Here is an 18245-nt window from a genome sequence, read left to right on the forward strand (position 1 = left end):
CCGAGTATGAGCACCTGCTGTATCCACCCGAGCATCCTGTCCGCGGATTTCGTGAATCTACAGTCGGAACTCGAACGCATCGCCACGGCCGACGCAGTTCACGTGGACGTGATGGACAACAGCTTCGTTCCGAATCTGACCCTTGGACTTCCGGTGGTGAAGCGGATTCAGGCAGTCGCTCCAGTGCCCCTGGACATACACCTCATGATTAACGACGCCGACCGATGGGCGCCCGAATACGCCGCCGTGGGTGCCGCCTCCGTGACCTTCCATGCAGAAGCGGCTCAGGCGCCCATCCGCCTGGCGCGCGAATTGCGTTCGGTTGGAGCACGGGCAGGCATGGCACTTCGACCGGCGACCGCCGTCGAGCCCTACCTCGACATGCTTGGCGAACTGGACATGCTCCTGATCATGACCGTGGAGCCCGGGTTCGGGGGGCAGTCCTTCCTGGACGTGACCCTTCCGAAGATTCGGCGCGCCGCCGAGGCCGTTCGTGGAGCGGATCTTCCCGTCGCGATTCAGGTGGACGGCGGTATCACGGAAGAGACCATCGTCCGTGCAGCCGAAGCTGGAGCGACGGTTTTCGTCGCCGGTTCTTCGGTCTACGGCGCTGATGACCCAGCCGCCGCCATAGCAGCCCTGAGGCGGGCGGCGTCCTGATTCGGGTAGGCGAGGGTGCTGTCTGTCACGGCATCAGTCGGGAATGTTCGTCAGGGTAATTCGCACGGCTTGCGTGTCCGCCGCAGCCCGGCGAAGCACGTCCTGCCGCGGATCGGGAACCGGCAACAGCGGGAGGCGGGGGAGCGGGCGGTAGCGCACCAAGGCGCCGTCGGCGAGGCATTCCGAGAAGAGCTTGGCATCTCCGCCAGGCTGCAGACAGTCCGGCGGATTGTCTGCGAAGAGTGCCGCCGCACGCTGGGCCGTCGTGCTGACCAGAAAGTCCGCCTGGTTCTCCCTGCGACGCGCGAACCGTTGCTGTGACCACCCGCCGGCGGCAGTTCTGGACTGGACGTAGCGTGTGCCGTTCTTGGAGGAGATGAGGGCGCCGTCGCGGGCGACGCCGACGCCGTAACCACCACGCCGTATCAGGATCAGGCCCACCGTCCGCGGCGCCAGGGCGCGGTGAACCACTTCGCTCACGGCCGTCTCGGTCTCGCAGGGGACCATATCACCCACAGTGAGCCCGCCAGTATCGGTCGTCAGGGGTGCAGCAACCAAGGCCGTACATCCGTTTTCCGCTTCGAGGACGAATGTTCCGGGCAGAGCTGGGCTACGGGTGGTGTGGAATGGCCCGTTTCGCTCACCGAAGCGGCGGACCCATCCCGTCAGCCGCTCGGGCGGGACCAGAACCGAGCGGTTGTCCTGCACTCTGCCTCCCTGATTGCTGGCCGAAGCTGTCAGTGGATCACAGTAGCCTTGGCTGTGTGAATGACCTATTCAGCCTTGATGCGGACGGCTTTGACGAGTCCGTCAGTGCCGGTCGAAGTGAGCGGAACCGTCTCCGAAGCCCCCTGCCGGTGCGCATGCGGCCGCGAACGGTGGATGAGATCGTGGGTCAGCAGCATCTCCTGGGCGCCGGATCGCCCTTGCGCACGCTGGCCGGTGGTGAGCCGGCGGCACGGACGGGGGCTCCGACGTCGGTCATTCTCTGGGGTCCGCCAGGGACCGGGAAGACAACACTGGCGCATGTTATTGCAAGGGGCCCGGGCCGCAAATTCGTTGAGCTTTCCGCTATCACTGCGGGTGTCAAGGATGTGCGCAGGGTGATGGATGAGGCGCTGTCCAATCGTGATCTGCACCGCATCACAACGGTGCTCTTCCTCGATGAGATCCATCGGTTCAACAAGGCACAGCAGGACGCTCTCCTGCCGGGAGTGGAGAACGGGTGGGTGGTGCTGATTGCGGCCACCACGGAGAATCCTTCGTTCTCGGTGGTATCCCCTCTGCTTTCTCGCTCATTACTGCAGACGCTCAAGCCCCTGACCGAGAATGACATCAGATCCCTGCTCCAGCGGGCGGTGGATGACCCGCGGGGACTCAGCGGGGAGGTCGCAATTGACGATGATGCCCTGGACCACCTCGTCCGGCTCGCTGCCGGCGATGCCCGCCGTGGGTTGACGGCACTCGAGGCCGCTGCCGGAGTAGCGCAGTCCGAGGAGCAGTCCAAAGAGCCGGAGGAAGATCATCCGCTTGATGGGGACGGACGAGGAGTCGTGCGCATCACCCTGGAGCACGCCGAAAAAGCCGTCGACGTCGCCGCCCTGCGCTACGACCGCGCGGGCGATCAGCATTACGACGTGGTGAGCGCGTTCATCAAGTCGCTGCGCGGGTCCGATGTGGACGCCGCATTACACTATCTGGCGCGCATGCTCGAATCAGGTGAAGACCCTCGTTTCGTCGCGCGCAGGCTGATGATCTCTGCTGCCGAGGACGTTGGCATGGCTGATCCCACCGCCCTGCAAACTGCTGTGGCAGCTGCACAGGCGGTGCAGCTGATCGGTATGCCGGAAGGTCGGATCATCCTCGCCGAGGCAGTGGTTCACATCGCCACCTCACCCAAGTCGAACGCCGCCTACAACGGGATCAACCGCGCCATCGCGGACGTGCGCGCAGGCAAGGGGCAGGGCATCCCCGCGCATCTTCGTGACGCGCACTACCCCGGGGCCAGTCAGCTGGGTCACGGCAAGGGGTACGTCTATTCGCACGATGAACCCCACGGCATCGCCGCCCAGCAGTACGCGCCCGATGACCTCGTGGGAACGGATTACTACATACCCACGGACAGGGGCGCCGAGCGGGCTGTGGCCGGACGGCTCGAGAAACTGCGCGCCATTATTCGGAACGGCTGAGCACTGCTAGGATTGTTCGTTGACTGGCAAGTCGCGGCTCACCCATGCCCGCCCTTCAATTGCCCGGATCGGCTCCGCCGATCCTTCGGCGGCAGCGGCGGACAAGGTGCAGACCCGCGAACTGTAGTACCGGAAAGCGGCCCCTTCCGGCTCTCCGAACGTGGAGGCCAGCGACACAAGAAAGAGATCCGGCGGCACATTGCCGCCAGGATCTGCTTTGCCGCAAAACAGTGAAAGGTAAACGTGGCTAACAACACACGTGCCCGCCGCAAGGTCCGCATCTCGCGGGCCCTCGGCATTGCTCTGACCCCCAAGGCTGAAAAGTACCTGGAGCGTCGTCCGTACGCACCCGGTCAGCACGGCCGTTCGCGTCGCAAGCAGGACAGTGACTACGCAGTACGCCTGCGCGAGAAGCAGCGTCTGCGCGCACAGTACGGCATCCGTGAAGCACAGATGACCCGTGTCTTCGAAGAAGCCCGCCGTACCGCCGGTCTGACCGGTGAAAACCTGATCGAACTGCTCGAGATGCGTCTCGACGCTCTCGTGCTGCGCGCTGGTTTCGCACGCACCATCGCCCAGGCGCGTCAGCTCGTGGTTCACCGCCACATCATGGTTGACGGTGCACGCGTGGACCGCCCGTCCTTCCGCGTCAGCGAAGGCCAGCTCATCCACGTGCACAGCCGCAGCGAGACCATGGTTCCGCTGCAGGTTGCCGCCGCAGGTGCCCACCGCGATGTTCTTCCCGCCGTTCCCGGCTACCTCGACGTTCAGCTCGAGAAGCTCCAGGCACGTCTGGTTCGCCGCCCCAAGCGCTCCGAGGTCCCCGTGACCTGTGAAGAGCAGCTCGTGGTCGAATACTACGCACGCTGATTCAGCGCCGTTTACGGCGTTTCGGCAGTACAACTGAACATCAGTTATTCAAGAGCCCGCGGCGCACGCCGCGGGCTCTTGAGTAGGTAAGGTACATAGGGGATTGCGGGCGCCCGTCCGTCCACAGCGCGAAGGTTAAGGAGTTGTTCACGAATGTCAGGTGGAGAAATCGCCGGGCTCATTGCCGCCGGAGTTTTTGCAGTGCTGGTTGCGCTGCTCGCCATTCCGGTGTGGAAGCTCGGAAAAGTCTTCGACGAACTCCGCCAGGCCATCCGATCCGTCAGCGAGGGCACGACCCCACTGATCGACGAGGTCACCAGCACAGTGACTACGACCCACCAACAGCTGAAGCACGTCGATGGCATCACGTCGAACGTTTCGGACGCATCCGCCAATATTTCCGCACTCTCCTCGCTCGTCGCCGCAACAGTGGGCTCGCCGCTGATCAAGGTGGCGGCTTTCTCCTATGGCGTGCGCAGCGCGCTGGCTTCCCGGCGCAAGCCGGCTTCCCGCCGTCGTAGTCGCTGAACTCCGGCTGCCCGTCCAAGACGCACGCACAACAGACGAGGATTTCTTGATGATCAAGAGGGTTTTCTGGCTCGCGGCAGGCGCTGCCATCGGTGTAGTAGCTGTACGCAAGGTCGCCGCGATGAGGTCGGCTGTCGGTCCTGAGGGGCTCAACCGCGCCGTCGCGCAGCTCACCGACAGCGTCGCCGACTTCGCTGACGCACTCCGCCAGGGAATGCAGGAACGTGAGACGGACCTGCGCACCGCCCTGGGAATCGACTCAGAGCCCCGTCCGTGACGGCAGATCACGCCCGCCCCCAAAGACACCGCCTCTGCGCACCGTTCGCACGCAACACCGAAGGATCCCCATGAAGTCGCAAGAGATCGCCCGTCGCTGGCTTGACTACTTCGAAGGGCAGGGGCACACCCGCGTGCCGTCTGCCTCGCTCGTTTCCAGCGATCCGTCGCTGCTGTTCACCGTCGCCGGTATGGTCCCGTTCATTCCGTATCTGACGGCTCGGGAAGTGCCCCCCTACAGCCGCGCAACCAGCATCCAGAAGTGCATCCGCACCGCCGATATTGAAGAGGTCGGAAAGACCGCGCGTCACGGCACCTTCTTCCAGATGTGCGGAAACTTCTCCTTCGGAGACTATTTCAAGCAGAACGCAATCCGGATGGCGTGGGAGCTCCTGACCAGCAGTGTCGAGGACGGCGGTTTCGGTCTGCCTGCTGACCGGCTGTGGGTCACTGTCTACCAGGACGACGACGAGGCACTGGCCATCTGGCGCGACGAGGTCGGTTTCCCCGTTGAGCGAATCCAGAAGTTCGGCAAGAAGGACAACTACTGGAATACCGGGCAGCCGGGTCCGGGCGGACCGTGCTCCGAGATCTTCTACGACCGTGGTGCTCAATACGGCAAGGACGGCGGGCCGGAGGCAGACGAAGACCGCTACATCGAAATCTGGAACCTCGTCTTCATGCAGTACCGGCTGTCAGCAGTGCGCAGCAAGGACGACTTCGACGTTGCAGGTGAGCTGCCGCAAAAGAACATCGACACGGGCCTCGGCCTGGAGCGACTCGCGATGGTCCTCCAGGGCGTTGAGAACATGTACGAGACCGACCAGGTCCGTCCCGTCCTGGACAAGGCCGCGGAACTCTCGGGTCGCGAATACACCAGTGCAGAATCCGACGACGACCCTCACCACCAGGACGATGTACGGATGCGGGTCGTGGCTGACCACGTGCGCTCTGCCCTGATGCTGATCACGGACGGCGTGACTCCTTCCAACGAAGGTCGCGGCTATGTCCTCCGCCGCCTGATCCGCCGTGCCGTACGCGCTATGCGCCTCCTCGGCGTCGAGAAGGCGTGCCTGCCCGACCTCCTGCCCGTCTCCCGCGACGCGATGAAGGGCGTCTACCCGGAGGTCGAGCGCGACTTCGAACGCATCAGCCGCATCGCCTACGGAGAAGAGAAGGCGTTCCTGCGCACCATCGCTTCCGGAACCGCGCGACTCGAGGAAGCCGTGCGGGAGTCCAAGACCGCAGGGCGTGCACTGTCCGGCGATGAGGCCTTCAGCCTTCACGACACCTACGGATTCCCCATCGATCTCACGCTTGAAATGGCTGAAGAAGCCGGAGTAAAGGTTGATGCGGACGGTTTCCGCGCCCTGATGCTCGAGCAGCGCCAGCGCGCGCAGGCCGATGCACGCGGCAAGAAGGCCGGCCATGCAGACATGACGGTGTTCAACGAACTGCTGGCAACAGGCGAAACTGTCTTCACCGGTTACGACGAACTGACCACCGAAGCGGTGGTGCGCGGCATCATCAGCAACGGTGCGTCGGTGCCCGTGGCTCGGCAGGGCGAGGAAATCGAGCTCATTCTGGATCGCACGCCCTTCTATGCTGAAGCGGGCGGACAGGCTGCCGACGTCGGGCTGATCACCGGAAACGGCTTCTCGGTCGAGGTCACCGACGTTCAGCGGCCTATCAAGGGCCTCAGCGTGCACCGTGCCCTTGTGAGGGAGGGAGAGATCACCCAGGACGCGCTGGTGACAGCCGCCGTCGACCGTCAGCGCCGCCACGCGGGGGAGCAGGCCCACTCCGGAACGCACATCGTGCACGCGGCACTTCACCAGGTTCTGGGTCCCGAGGCGCTGCAGCGCGGTTCGTTCAACAAGGCCGGTTACCTCCGCTTCGACTTCTCCTGGGGCGAGGGCATCAGCTCCGCGGCGCGGTCTGAGATCGAGGAAGTATCGAATCTTGCGATCCGCAGCAACCACACCGTCGAGACAAAGGTGATGGGCCTCGATGACGCCAAGGCTCTGGGCGCAACCGCACTATTCGGCGAGGCCTACGGAGACCGGGTGCGCGTCGTCGAGATTGACGGTGCCTGGTCGCGCGAGCTGTGCGGCGGCACACATGTCGAGTCGACGTCGCTCATCGGTACGCTGACCCTTCTGGGCGAGCAGTCGGTCGGTTCCGGCAACCGCCGTGTCGAGGCCCTCGTCGGCATGGACGCTTTCCGGCATGCGGCAGCCGAACGTGCGCTGGTTACGGAGCTGTCCGACATGCTGAAGGTGCCCGCTCCCCAGTTGCCCGAGCGTCTCAGCGCAACCCTCAACCGGTTGAAGGCCGCAGAAAAGGAATTGGAGCGCCTGCGCAAGGAGCAGCTTTCCAACGCCGCGGCGGCCCTGGTCAACACGGTCCAGGATGTTGACGGAGTCAGGCTGATCACGCACGACGCCGGCACCGTGGGCAGTGCTGATGACCTCCGCAACCTCGCGCTCGACCTGCGTGGACGGTTGGGCTCGGGTGCCGCCGTTGTTGCTGTAGCCGGAGTCAGCAAGGATCGCCCGGTGGTCCTCGTGGTCACCAATGACGAGGCACGCGGCGCGGGCGTCAAGGCGGGAGCCTTGGTGCGCACCGCGGCGGGCATTCTCGGCGGCGGCGGTGGCGGTAAGGATGACATGGCGCAGGGCGGCGGGTCGGATCCGGCGAAGGTACCTGCGGCTCTGGATTCCATCCGTGCTGCAGTCTCGGCACGGTAGCCGGAGCTCCAGTCCCGTGGTTTCGGAGAACTACCCCCGCGGAGTGAAGATCGGCGTCGATGTCGGCATGGTCCGCGTCGGGGTTTCGGCAAGCGACAGGGACGGGCTTATCGCCACGCCGGTGTGCACGCTCAACCGCGATACGCGGAAGAACCGTGACCTGCGTCTGTTGCTCCGGAACATTCAGGAGCTCGCAGCCGTTGAGGTATTCGTCGGGTTGCCCCGCAACCTAAGCGGTACCGAATCCGCCTCTACGGCCATGGCTCGGGATTACGCTGCGGCACTCGTTGACACCCTCGTGGATGCGGGACTGGACGTACCCGTGCGGTTGATCGACGAGCGGCTGACTTCAGTTTCGGCCCATCGATCACTTCGTCAGGCTGGATTGAACAGTCGGGAACACCGTAAGGTGGTAGATCAGGTGGCAGCCGTGGAGATACTCCAACACGCCATCGACATGCAACGGAACCTTGAGCGGGATGTGGGGGAGCCGGTCGTTCAACATCGGCGGCGGAATCTTGACCACCCGTCGCCGGCCTCATCCGAGGAGTTAGACATTTCGCAAACCTACAGTGGGAGGAAAGAGGAGCAGTGAGCCATCGTCATCCTCCTTTCCCGGCAGCTGATCACGGCGCCGAGCAGCACCCGGACGACTACTTCGAAGACCACTATCCAGTGCATCCGGAGCCGGTGGAACAATTCTTCGAGGCGGACCTTCCATCCCGCCGAACCCGTAGACCGTCCAAGGCGCGCCAGCGCCGTCGCAGGCGCAGGACCATCGTCATGCTGGTCGTTGTCCTGGGTTTCATCGGCGTGGTGGTTGCCGTTGCGATGTTCCTGCGGAGCCTCCTCGGCGTTGGTGAGGTGACGGATTACGCCGGTCCCGGAACCGGATCAGTGACCTTTACCGTCGATGCGGGCGCGGGGCCCCTGATCGTCGGCAACGGCCTCGAGCAGCAGGACATCGTGGCCAGCTCGGAGGAATTCCTCAAGGCGCTCTCCTCGGTTGCTGACGGCCGGGTCATCCAGCCCGGTGACTACGAGATGAAGTACCAGATGAGTGCCGAGGAAGCAGCACAGGCGCTGCTGGCCGAGGGAGGCGCGGGAGTTCACTACGCCGCCGTCGCCCGCGATCTGAGGCAAAACGAAGTTTTTGACATCCTCGCCGAATCGACCGGGATCCCTCGGGAAGAATTCGACGCCCTGGCTAAGGATCCCACCCAGTTCGGCATTCCGGAACAGTCGCCGACCCTTGAGGGCTACCTCTACCCCGGCGAGTACAGGTTTGACCTGGAGATCAGTGCCACCGAGGTGATCCAGCAGATGGTGGACAACACCCATGCGGCTCTTGAGGAAGCAGGCGTGACTGATACCGCTGAGCAGTATCGGATCCTGACTATCGCCAGCATCGTTCAGGCGGAGGCAGGCCAGGCCGACTACGCGCAGGTTGCCGGGTCGATCATGAACCGTTTGGGCCCGGACAACACGGAGACCAACGGCCTGATCCAGTCCGATGCGACGGTCACCTACGGCCTGAACCGCAAGAGCTACAACCTGACGGACGAGGAAAAAGCCGACAAATCGAACCCGTACAACACGTACGCGAACGAAGGTCTGCCCGTGGGCCCGATCGGCTCCCCGAGCGCGGAAGCGATCGAGGCGGCGGTCAACCCGGCTGACGTCCCGTATTACTACTGGGTCACTGTCAATCTGGACTCGGGCGAGACGAAGTTCTCGGAAACTCTCGCCGAACATGCGCAGTACGTTCAGGAGTACCAGGCATGGTGTGCCGACAACGCCGGAAGGTGCGAATAGGTGGTGCCTGACGAGGCGCCGGCCCCGTATCGGGCCGGCGTCATCGGTCATCCCATTGCCCATTCAAAATCCCCGCGGCTGCACGGTGCTGCCTACTCCTACCTCGAATTCGCGTGCGACTACTCGGCCATCGAAACACCGCCGGACGCGCTCGAGGGCATCATGCGCGAGCTGCGGGCAGATTCCACATGGCGTGGATTGTCCGTGACAATGCCGCACAAGGCGGCGGCGCTGACGTATATGGATGAGCTGGCGCCCGGAGTCGCTGACCTGGGCGTCATCAATACTGTGCTTCCCGTCGGGGAGGGCGCTCATCGCCGCCTGGTCGGCCACAACACCGATGTCGAGGGCATAGTTCGAGCCGTCCGGCACGCCGGCGCTGGATCCCCGCGGCAAGCCCTGGTACTCGGTGGTGGCGGCACCGCTTCGGCGGCTGTCGCTGCGCTGGCTCGCATGGGAGTCGAGCTGGTGGATGTCTGCGTCAGGTCCACCCACAAGGCGCAGCCGCTGATCGCTCTGGGTGAGCGTTTGAACACCGCCGTGCAACTGCAGGATTTCGACGCCGCCGCCGACCTGTGCGTGGTTGCGCCGCTTGTCATTTCGACACTGCCGCCGCATGGAGCAGACGGCCTGGCCGCCGCACTGCAGCGTATGCCCGACTCGATGGGCGAGTCCGCCCAGGCAGCGCCACGCGTGCTGCTGGACGTGGCCTACGACCCGTGGCCGAGTGCACTCGCAAGCGCGTGGTCATCGCGTGGCGGCGCCATCGTTCCCGGGCTTGAGATGCTGCTCTACCAGGCGGTTGCGCAGGTGAAGCTCTTCACTGGAGACGTCTTCAGGGACGAGGCCGCTGTCATAAATGTGATGTGTGACGCGGTGGAGGCTCCCCGGCGCTAGCAGGCCCCGCTGACCGTGGCAGGATGGACGTTATGTTGCGTTGGTTGACGGCCGGGGAATCCCACGGCCCTGCTCTGGTTGGAATCATTGAGGGAATGCCCGCTGGCGTCGAGATTGCGAGCGAGTCCATTCAGGCGGCTTTGGCTCGTCGGCGTCTGGGATACGGCCGTGGTGCCCGGATGAAGTTTGAACAGGACCAGGTACGAATCATCGGCGGCGTCCGGCATGGTCTGACCCAGGGCGGCCCCGTTGCCGTCGAGGTGGGAAACACGGAATGGCCAAAGTGGGAGCAGGTCATGTCCGCTGATCCGGTGGACGCCGCCATCCTCGAGAACTCGGCCCGCAACGCACCGTTGACAAGGCCTCGCCCGGGGCACGCTGACTTCACCGGGATGCAGAAGTACGGCTTCGATGAGGCGCGGCCGGTGCTCGAACGCGCAAGCGCCAGGGAAACAGCGGCGCGGGTAGCCCTCGGTACCGTTGCGGCGCAGTTCCTGTCCGCTCTCGGTATCGAACTCGTCAGCCATACCGTCGCCGTCGCCTCCGTCGCGGTTCCGGAAGGCTCCGAGCTGCCCGGGCCCCGAGACGTGCTGGCGCTGGACGAAGATCCGCTGCGCTGCTTCGACCGCGACACCTCCACCGCCATGGTCGCCGAAGTCGATGCAGCCCACAAGGAGGGTGAGACACTCGGCGGCGTTGTCGAGGTCCTCGCCTACGGTCTCCCTCCGGGACTGGGAAGCTACGTTCACTGGGACCGCAGGCTGGACGCCCGCCTCGCCGGTGCACTCATGGGAATCCAGGCGATCAAGGGCGTGGAGGTCGGTGACGGCTTCGAGACCGCGCGTCGGCGCGGTTCCGCAGCCCATGACGAGATTGTCCGCGAGGACAGCGGACGCATCGGACGCGCCACCAACCGCGCAGGCGGCATCGAAGGCGGCATGAGCATCGGTGACGTTCTGCGGGTGCGTGCTGCCATGAAACCAATCGCCACCGTGCCCCGGGCACTCCAGACCATCGACGTCACCACGGGCGACGCCGCCAAGGCACACCACCAGCGCTCGGACGTCTGTGCTGTCCCCGCGGCGGGAGTGGTTGCCGAGGCCATGGTCGCCCTGGTTCTCGCGGAAGCAGTCACCGAGAAGTTCGGCGGCGACTCCGTTGAGGAGACGAAGCGCAATCTCAACTCCTATCTCGAGAACATCCCGGCGGCGCTGAACTCGGTTACGTCCTGATGTTGCCGGCGGCTGATCGACCGCTGGTACTCATCGGTCTGATGGCCACCGGCAAGTCGACCGTCGGTCGGCGCATCGCTGTCCGGCACGGTTGGCGGTTCATCGATACGGACGCGGAGATCGTCGACCGGCACGGACCAATTCCTGAGATTTTCGCCAGCCGGGGTGAACCCGAGTTCCGCCGCATTGAGGCCGATATCGTTTCGCAGGTCCTGTCGGAGGCTGAAAAAGAGGCGGGACGAGGTACAGTCATCTCCCTCGGCGGGGGAGCAGTACTCCACAGCGCAACGCAGCGCCTCCTGCAATCGGCCTTCGTGGTGTTCCTGGACGCCGACCTGGCGACGGTTCTGCCGCGCCTGGCCGGTGACACCGGCAGACCGCTCCTGGCCGGCAACGCCGGCGAAACCTGGGCCCGTCTCGACCGGGAACGGCGCCCAATTTACGAAGCGCTGGCGGACGCCGTGATCGACACCCGGGATGCTACCCCCGATATCGTCGTTGACCGCCTCGAGGCGCAGCTGCGCCGCACTAAGTTCACAGAGGAAGGGACTCTCGGCAATGACCGCTGAACCTACTGCAATCCGCGTCACGGGCAGCGCCCCGTCGGAAAACTACGACGTCGTTGTGGGGCGGGGACTGCTCGACCGGCTATCGCCGCTGCTGGGTGAACGCGTCCGGCGCGTTCTCGTGATTCACCCCCGGGCTCTGCGCTCCACCGGAGACACTGTGCGGGAGCAACTGGACGGTGATGGGTTCACCGCCGTCACCGCCGAGATCCCTGACGCCGAAGAGGGCAAGCACATCCAGGTGGCAGCGTTCTGCTGGCAGGTCCTCGGCCAGAACGATTTCACCCGGTCAGACGCAATAGTGGCTGTCGGGGGAGGCGCGGTGACCGACGTCGCCGGTTTCGTTGCTGCAACCTGGCTGCGCGGCGTCAAGGTGGTCCACCTGCCCACTACGCTGCTCGGCATGGTCGACGCCGCAGTGGGTGGCAAGACGGGGATCAACACCGCCGAGGGCAAGAACCTCGTCGGGGCTTTCCATCCGCCGGCAGGCGTGCTTGCCGATCTCGATGCGCTCCAGACCCTGCCGGCCAACGAACTCATCACGGGCATGGCTGAGGTGGTGAAGTGCGGTTTCATCGCCGACCCGCGAATCCTCGAACTGATCGAGTCGGATCCGGAAGCTGTGAGGAACTCCAACAGCGAGGTCGTCCGCGAGCTCGTGGAACGGTCAATCGCAGTCAAGGCCGCCGTAGTGTCCGAGGATCTCAAGGAATCGGGGCGACGAGAGTTCCTCAACTATGGACACACTCTTGCCCACGCCATCGAACTGGCGGAACGGTACTCCTGGCGCCACGGCGCTGCTGTCTCGGTAGGGCTGGTTTTCGCGGCGGAGCTCTCCCGTATGGTTGGACGGCTGGACGACGCGACCGCGGACAGACACCGCGCGATTCTGGAGTCGCTGGGGCTTCCGGTGACCTACCGCAAGGACCGTTGGGCAGCGCTGTTGGATGGAATGCGGCGCGACAAGAAGGCCCGCGGCGATCTGCTTCGCTTCGTTGTGCTCGACGACGTCGCCCGCCCGGGGATCCTCGAGGTACCGGACACGTCGCTCCTCTTCGCCGCATACCAGGAGATCGCTTCCTGAATCCGGTTCGTCCGGCAGGGTAGACTGGACTCTGGTCTTTTGGCGGGCAGATCCCGAGCAGTCGTGCGCTGCGCCTGCTGCGACGCAAAGCCAACCATCAGTCAATCGACGAAAGAGAACCCGTGGCCACCACGAACGACATCAAGAATGGCACCGTCCTCAAGCTCGAGGGAAACCTCTGGAACGTGCTTGAATTCCAGCACGTCAAGCCAGGCAAGGGCGGCGCCTTCGTCCGCACCAAGCTACGCAACATCCTTTCGGGGAAGGTTGTCGACAAGACGTTCAACGCCGGGCTCAAAATCGAGACCGCCACGGTGGACCGCCGCGACTACCAGTACCTGTACAAGGACGGCGACGACTTCGTGTTCATGGACACCACGGACTATGACCAGATCACGGTCCCGGGTGCAACCGTAGGCAGCGCCGAGAACTTCATGCTCGAGAGCCAGATGGCAACAATCGCGATGCACGAGGGTTCACCGCTCTATCTCGAGCTGCCGCCGTCGGTTGTCCTCGAAATCACCTACACCGAGCGGGGCCTGCAGGGCGACCGCTCCACCGGAGGCACCAAGCCGGCCACCGTGGAAACCGGGTACGAGATCCAGGTGCCGCTGTTCCTCGAGACCGGCACCAAGGTGAAGGTTGACACCCGCACCGGTGAGTACCTGGGACGCGTCAACGAGTGAGCGCCCGTAGCAAAGCACGGCGTAGGGCTCTGGATATTCTGTTCGAGGCCGAGCAGCGTTCCGTCTCGCCGATCGAAGCACTTCAGGGTCGCCGTGAGAAGACAGATACGGTCATTAACGAGTACTCGGTGGAGATCATTGAGGGCGTCATGGCCCACGGCACCCAGATCGACGAATTCCTCAGCACCTACTCACAGGGGTGGACGCTGGACCGGATGCCGGCCGTGGACCGCATGATTCTCCGCGTCGGCTCCTGGGAACTGCTGTACAACGAGGATGTCCCGGATACGGTTGCCGTCAGTGAGGCCGTCCAACTGGCGACCATGCTCTCAACTGACGAGTCGCCCGCCTTCATCAATGGCCTGCTCGGCAGGCTGCAGCAGCTCAAGCCGACACTGCTCGCGTAGTCGGCACCCACTGCGTCCGTGCGCCGCTGGTTCAGAACCGGCGCCCGGACGCTGCTGCAATGATCTGCCGGCGGGCGGCGTTCAGTTCATGGAGCAGATCCGCTTCGAGCTGCGGATCCGCCGCAGCTGAATGTCCGGCGCGAAGCCGTTGACGCACGAAAGCGAGCCGTACGCCGGTTCTGACGAAACGCTTCATCGCGGGTCCGGCCCCGATGCGCCGAGCCCATGCGAGAGCTGACGAGCGACCCCTCGCGGAGGCAACCATGTCCACTTCCTGGCCGGTGAGCCAGCCCGAACCGGCGTATTCGGCCAGTCGCTGATAGGTCACCGCGCGTTCTGCCCGCTGCAGTCCTATCACCACGGCGATCACCGCGAGGAACAGCGGCACCTGAACGAGGAAGTAGAACGAGAAAAAGTCGGTGAACAACACCACGAGGCCTCCGTTCCACAACATGTGCCCGGCGATTGCGGGTACAAGGCCGAGAATGAACGCTAGCGCCAGCCTGCCCCTGGTGCGGCCTTTCGCAACCGCTATGCCGAGTACCAGGCCCAGCGCACCGGTAAACATGACGTGTGCGAAAGGTGAGAAGAGTCCGCGCATCACGAAGACGGTGATCAGCCCGCCCAGTCCCGCCGGATCTGCCAGCGCTGACCCGAAATACAGGATGTTCTCGGTGAAGGCGAAACCTGCGGCCACCGTACCGGCGTAAACGATCCCGTCCACCGGCCCGTCGAAATGGCTGCGGCGGGATGCCACCAGAATGAGGACACCCAGTCCTTTCGCCACCTCTTCGACCAGCGGAGCCTGAAAGACAGGACCGACGACGTCCGCGGTCGCGCCGTCCAGCCCCTCCGTCAGAAGCAGTGTGACGGTTGGACCAAGCAGAAGCGTCACGGCAACGGACATCCCCGCACCCCAGAGAAAGGCGAACACGAGCGCACCCCGGGGCTCCGGATCCCACCGATCGACCCAGCGGATGCCCGCAAGGCAAATTGCCAGCGGCACGAGCGCCAGTGCCGCGCACAGAATCAGGGCCGAGGTGCCAAGCTGTGCTGTTACCAGCGCTGCGACTCCGGCGAGCACGAGGCCCGCGCAGATGAGCAGAAGTGCGTTGACGACGGCGGCGCCTGCAGGGGAGGAGCGCTTCCTCCCAGGCGCTGCGAGCCCGGCGGCAGGGTGTGGAGCGGGTGGGACCGACGGCCCCGTGTGCACCTGCTGCCACATCCCCAGCGGGGGCCGCTGCCCTGGTTGAGCCTGCAGGCCCGAGCGGCGCTGGAAGTTCCCCGAGTTCATACTCATCCACACAGGATAGGTGGACCGGACGCCTGTGGTAGTTTTGAACGCGCAGCCAACCCTTTAAAGGCCGTCCTGTGAGGCGGAGAAGGAGGACGCGTTCCTTGAGTGTACCCAGCCCTGAATCCGGAGGATTCGTGTTCCGCACGGTCCTCGGAGAAGCTGACATAGATCGGGCCTTGACCCGTATCGCCCACGAGATCCTCGAAGCCAACAAGGGCTCCCAGGATCTGGTGCTGCTGGGAATTCCGCGCCGCGGATTCCCCCTCGCGCAGCGTCTGGCGCGCAAGATAGCGCGCACAGATCCCGCAGTGAACCCGGACGCGATGGTCGGACGGCTCGACGTCACGATGTTCCGGGACGACCTGCGTAAGCACCCCACCCGGCCCCCGGGTCCCACAAAACTGCCTCCCGCCGGTATCGATGACAAGGTGGTCGTGCTGGTGGATGACGTGCTCTATTCCGGGCGCACCATCCGTGCAGCGCTGGATGCCATCGTTGACATCGGGCGGCCCCGCGTCGTCCGTCTGGCGGTACTGGTCGACCGCGGGCACCGTGAGCTGCCGATCCGCGCGGATCACGTCGGGAAGAACCTGCCCACCTCATCCGCGGAAAAGGTTCGGGTAAGGATCACTGAGGTGGACTCGGTCGACGAAGTAGTGATTGAAGGTCCGGCATGAAGCACCTCCTGTCCACCGAGAACCTCTCGGCCGCGGACGCCATCCGGATCCTCGACACGGCTGAAGAGATGGCCTTGGTCGGCGAGCGGGAAGTAAAGAAGCTTCCCGCTCTGCGCGGGCGGACCGTTGTCAACCTGTTCTTCGAGGATTCGACGCGGACCCGTATCTCTTTCGAGGCCGCGGCCAAGCGCCTGTCAGCCGACGTGATTAACTTCGCAGCCAAGGGCTCGTCTGTGTCCAAGGGCGAATCACTCAAGGACACGGCACAAACCCTTGAGGCAATGAGCGCCGATGCCGTGGTCATCCGGCACTGGGCGTCGGGCGCACCGGCGAGGCTCGCGGCCTCGGACTGGATCGACGCTGCTGTGGTCAACGCCGGTGACGGCACCCATGAGCACCCGACACAGGCGCTGCTGGACGCATTCACGCTCCGCCGGCACTGGTCGCAGATTGCGGGCAGGGCCTCCCTCGGTGAGGACCTGCGGGGCCTTCGCATCGCTATCGTCGGGGACGTCCTTCACTCCCGCGTGGCCCGATCCAACCTGTGGCTGCTGACCACCCTCGGTGCTGAAGTGACGCTCGTCGCCCCGCCGACCCTTTTGCCCGTCGGGATTGCGGACTGGCCCTGCAGGGTCAGCTTCGACCTTGATGAGGTGCTCGCCACAGGCCCGCACGCCATCATGATGCTCCGGGTCCAGGGCGAACGGATGAATGCAGCCTTTTTCCCCTCCGCCCGCGAGTATGCCCGCACCTGGGGTTTCGACGACGATCGCCTGGCTGCGCTGGAAGTATCCGCAGGCAAGGACACCATCATCATGCACCCCGGCCCCATGAACCGGGGCCTCGAAATCTCGTCGGCCGCAGCCGACTCCCCCCGTTCGACGGTCCTGGCCCAGGTACGCAACGGCGTATCGGTCCGCATGGCCGTGCTGTACCTGCTGCTTTCAGGCGATGACTCAACGCAGCCGACCCCCGCCCAGGAGGCAACAGTATGACGACCACCTACCTGATCAAGGGCGCCACCACGGCCGCTGGTGAAACCGGCGTCGACGTGCTCGTCGCGGACGGGCGTATCGCTGAGCGGGGACGATCCCTTTCATCGGCCGGTGCCGTCGTGGTCGACGCTGACGGGCTGGTCCTCCTGCCCGGCATGGTGGACATCCACACGCACCTCCGCGAGCCGGGGCGTGAGGATGCCGAAACAGTGGAGACCGGCACACGCGCGGCGGCGATGGGCGGTTACACGTCTGTGCACGCCATGGCCAACAGCATGCCGGTGGCTGATACCGCGGGCGTGGTGGAACAGGTCTACGCACTCGGCCGGCGGGCCGGCTGGGTCGATGTCCGTCCGGTGGGCGCCGTCACCGTTGGCCTCGCGGGGGAGCGGCTCGCCGAACTCGGCGCGATGGCGCAGTCCAGGGCGGGTGTGCGGGTCTTCTCCGACGACGGCATCTGCGTGTCCGATCCGGTACTCATGCGCCGCGCGCTCGAGTACGTGAAAGCGTTCGACGGCGTGGTCGCCCAGCACGCGCAGGAGCCCCGCCTCACCGAGGGCGCCCAGATGAACGAGGGCGCAGTGTCTGCTGTCCTGGGCCTGGCGGGATGGCCGGCCGTGGCTGAGGAGAGCATTATCGCCAGGGACGTCCTGCTGGCTCAGCATGTGGGCTCGCGCCTCCATGTGTGCCATGTGTCAACGGCCGGTTCGGTTGAGATCATCCGCTGGGCGAAGCAGCGCGGGGTCAACGTGACAGCTGAGGTCACGCCCCACCATCTGCTGCTCACCGACGAACTGGTCCGTTCCTGGAATCCGGTCTACAAGGTGAACCCGCCGCTACGGACGAACGAGGACGTCACTGCGCTCCGTGAGGCCCTGGCCGACGGGACGATCGACGTGGTCGGAACCGACCACGCGCCGCACCCGTCCGAGCACAAGGAATGCGAATGGGCGCAGGCCGCGATGGGGATGACCGGCCTTGAGACCGCACTCTCGGTAGTCCAGCACGCCATGATCGAGACCGGGCTGATGGACTGGGCGCGCTTCGCGGAGGCGACGTCCATCCTTCCCGCTCAGATCGGACGGGTTCAGACCCAGGGCAGGCCGCTGGCAGCCGGTGAGATGGCAAATCTCACACTGGTGGATCCTGCAGCCAGGTGGACGGTCGATCCCCATAAAATGGCTACCAAGGGCCGCAACAGTCCCTTCGCCGGCCTCGAACTGCCGGGCGCCGTCGTCGCAACCTTCTTCGCCGGGCATCCCACGGTGCTGGAAGGGCGGCTCAACACACCGCATCCCGATGCACAAGGGGACTGA

At 64.7% G+C, this 18245-nt stretch carries 19 protein-coding genes; 17 read left to right on the forward strand and 2 right to left on the reverse strand.

Annotation, left to right across the window (positions count from 1 at the left end):
* Nucleotides 1-6 precede the first annotated feature (6 nt).
* Entirely contained in the window at nucleotides 7-660 is a 654-nt protein-coding gene (gene rpe / locus RIF85_RS00730; protein WP_309069983.1) for a ribulose-phosphate 3-epimerase, read from the forward strand.
* A gap of 33 nt (nucleotides 661-693) precedes the next feature.
* Here rpe and RIF85_RS00735 read toward each other — a convergent pair whose 3' ends face one another.
* Nucleotides 694-1368, reverse strand: a complete 675-nt coding sequence (locus tag RIF85_RS00735) for an acVLRF1 family peptidyl-tRNA hydrolase (RefSeq protein WP_309069984.1) — start codon at nucleotides 1366-1368, stop codon at nucleotides 694-696.
* 56 nt (nucleotides 1369-1424) lie between these two features.
* On the opposite strand from RIF85_RS00735, the gene RIF85_RS00740 reads away from it, so the two are divergent.
* From RIF85_RS00740 to nusB, 13 genes are all read left to right on the forward strand, one after another.
* The gene (locus RIF85_RS00740; protein WP_309069985.1) at nucleotides 1425-2849 is read left to right on the forward strand and encodes a replication-associated recombination protein A; all 1425 of its coding nucleotides are present in this window, start codon (nucleotides 1425-1427) and stop codon (nucleotides 2847-2849) included.
* 243 nt (nucleotides 2850-3092) lie between these two features.
* Nucleotides 3093-3719, forward strand: a complete 627-nt coding sequence (rpsD, locus tag RIF85_RS00745; protein ID WP_309069986.1) for a 30S ribosomal protein S4 — start codon at nucleotides 3093-3095, stop codon at nucleotides 3717-3719.
* 153 nt (nucleotides 3720-3872) lie between these two features.
* Nucleotides 3873-4247, forward strand: coding sequence for a DUF948 domain-containing protein (locus tag RIF85_RS00750; RefSeq protein ID WP_309069987.1), 375 nt, complete (start codon nucleotides 3873-3875; stop codon nucleotides 4245-4247).
* 49 nt (nucleotides 4248-4296) lie between these two features.
* Nucleotides 4297-4524, forward strand: coding sequence for a DUF6167 family protein (locus RIF85_RS00755; protein ID WP_309069988.1), 228 nt, complete (start codon nucleotides 4297-4299; stop codon nucleotides 4522-4524).
* Between the two features lie 70 nt (nucleotides 4525-4594).
* Nucleotides 4595-7273, forward strand: a complete 2679-nt coding sequence (gene alaS, locus RIF85_RS00760) for an alanine--tRNA ligase (protein ID WP_309069989.1) — start codon at nucleotides 4595-4597, stop codon at nucleotides 7271-7273.
* Between the two features lie 16 nt (nucleotides 7274-7289).
* Nucleotides 7290-7868, forward strand: a complete 579-nt coding sequence (gene ruvX, locus RIF85_RS00765) for a Holliday junction resolvase RuvX (protein ID WP_309069990.1) — start codon at nucleotides 7290-7292, stop codon at nucleotides 7866-7868.
* Complete coding sequence (mltG, locus tag RIF85_RS00770) at nucleotides 7865-9088, forward strand: endolytic transglycosylase MltG (RefSeq protein WP_309069991.1); 1224 nt, start codon at nucleotides 7865-7867, stop codon at nucleotides 9086-9088. The genes ruvX and mltG overlap by 4 nt, the downstream gene beginning before the upstream one ends.
* On the forward strand, nucleotides 9089-9985 hold the full coding sequence (locus tag RIF85_RS00775) for a shikimate dehydrogenase (protein ID WP_309069992.1): 897 nt from the start codon (nucleotides 9089-9091) through the stop codon (nucleotides 9983-9985).
* A gap of 32 nt (nucleotides 9986-10017) precedes the next feature.
* The gene (gene aroC, locus RIF85_RS00780; protein ID WP_309070040.1) at nucleotides 10018-11217 is read left to right on the forward strand and encodes a chorismate synthase; all 1200 of its coding nucleotides are present in this window, start codon (nucleotides 10018-10020) and stop codon (nucleotides 11215-11217) included.
* A gap of 41 nt (nucleotides 11218-11258) precedes the next feature.
* Nucleotides 11259-11786, forward strand: a complete 528-nt coding sequence (locus tag RIF85_RS00785) for a shikimate kinase (RefSeq protein ID WP_309069993.1) — start codon at nucleotides 11259-11261, stop codon at nucleotides 11784-11786.
* On the forward strand, nucleotides 11776-12867 hold the full coding sequence (gene aroB / locus RIF85_RS00790; RefSeq protein ID WP_309069994.1) for a 3-dehydroquinate synthase: 1092 nt from the start codon (nucleotides 11776-11778) through the stop codon (nucleotides 12865-12867). The genes RIF85_RS00785 and aroB overlap by 11 nt, the downstream gene beginning before the upstream one ends.
* A 122-nt stretch (nucleotides 12868-12989) precedes the next feature.
* Nucleotides 12990-13553, forward strand: a complete 564-nt coding sequence (gene efp / locus RIF85_RS00795; protein WP_309069995.1) for an elongation factor P — start codon at nucleotides 12990-12992, stop codon at nucleotides 13551-13553.
* Complete coding sequence (nusB, locus tag RIF85_RS00800) at nucleotides 13550-13960, forward strand: transcription antitermination factor NusB (RefSeq protein ID WP_309069996.1); 411 nt, start codon at nucleotides 13550-13552, stop codon at nucleotides 13958-13960. Before efp ends, nusB begins: the two co-directional genes overlap by 4 nt.
* Before the next feature lie 31 nt (nucleotides 13961-13991).
* On the opposite strand, the gene RIF85_RS00805 is transcribed toward nusB, so the two are convergent.
* Nucleotides 13992-15260: a PrsW family intramembrane metalloprotease gene (locus RIF85_RS00805; RefSeq protein WP_309069997.1), complete on the reverse strand. Its 1269-nt coding sequence runs from the start codon at nucleotides 15258-15260 to the stop codon at nucleotides 13992-13994.
* 98 nt (nucleotides 15261-15358) lie between these two features.
* Here RIF85_RS00805 and pyrR point away from each other — a divergent pair, with 98 nt between their 5' ends.
* The 3 genes from pyrR to RIF85_RS00820 are packed head-to-tail and all read left to right on the forward strand — an operon-like array spanning nucleotide 15359 to nucleotide 18245.
* Nucleotides 15359-15934: a bifunctional pyr operon transcriptional regulator/uracil phosphoribosyltransferase PyrR gene (gene pyrR, locus RIF85_RS00810; RefSeq protein WP_309069998.1), complete on the forward strand. Its 576-nt coding sequence runs from the start codon at nucleotides 15359-15361 to the stop codon at nucleotides 15932-15934.
* Nucleotides 15931-16929 carry an aspartate carbamoyltransferase catalytic subunit gene (locus RIF85_RS00815; RefSeq protein WP_309069999.1) on the forward strand — a complete coding sequence of 333 codons (999 nt, stop codon included), beginning with the start codon at nucleotides 15931-15933 and terminating at the stop codon, nucleotides 16927-16929. The genes pyrR and RIF85_RS00815 overlap by 4 nt, the downstream gene beginning before the upstream one ends.
* Complete coding sequence (locus RIF85_RS00820; RefSeq protein ID WP_309070000.1) at nucleotides 16926-18245, forward strand: dihydroorotase; 1320 nt, start codon at nucleotides 16926-16928, stop codon at nucleotides 18243-18245. The genes RIF85_RS00815 and RIF85_RS00820 overlap by 4 nt, the downstream gene beginning before the upstream one ends.

It is taken from the genome of Arthrobacter sp. (assembly GCF_031179385.1).
Lineage (GTDB): Bacteria > Actinomycetota > Actinomycetes > Actinomycetales > Micrococcaceae > Arthrobacter_D.

Excerpts from the sequence above, each read along its gene's own strand:
- RIF85_RS00820 (WP_309070000.1), top strand. The coding sequence starts at position 16,926 with ATGACGACCACCTACCTGATCAAGGGCGCCACCACGGCCGCTGGTGAA.
- rpe (WP_309069983.1), top strand. The coding sequence starts at position 7 with ATGAGCACCTGCTGTATCCACCCGAGCATCCTGTCCGCGGATTTCGTG.
- RIF85_RS00755 (WP_309069988.1), top strand. The coding sequence starts at position 4,297 with ATGATCAAGAGGGTTTTCTGGCTCGCGGCAGGCGCTGCCATCGGTGTA.
- RIF85_RS00805 (WP_309069997.1), bottom strand. The coding sequence starts at position 15,260 with ATGAGTATGAACTCGGGGAACTTCCAGCGCCGCTCGGGCCTGCAGGCT.
- aroC (WP_309070040.1), top strand. The coding sequence starts at position 10,018 with ATGTTGCGTTGGTTGACGGCCGGGGAATCCCACGGCCCTGCTCTGGTT.
- alaS (WP_309069989.1), top strand. The coding sequence starts at position 4,595 with ATGAAGTCGCAAGAGATCGCCCGTCGCTGGCTTGACTACTTCGAAGGG.
- aroB (WP_309069994.1), top strand. The coding sequence starts at position 11,776 with ATGACCGCTGAACCTACTGCAATCCGCGTCACGGGCAGCGCCCCGTCG.
- RIF85_RS00750 (WP_309069987.1), top strand. The coding sequence starts at position 3,873 with ATGTCAGGTGGAGAAATCGCCGGGCTCATTGCCGCCGGAGTTTTTGCA.
- RIF85_RS00815 (WP_309069999.1), top strand. The coding sequence starts at position 15,931 with ATGAAGCACCTCCTGTCCACCGAGAACCTCTCGGCCGCGGACGCCATC.
- RIF85_RS00785 (WP_309069993.1), top strand. The coding sequence starts at position 11,259 with ATGGCCACCGGCAAGTCGACCGTCGGTCGGCGCATCGCTGTCCGGCAC.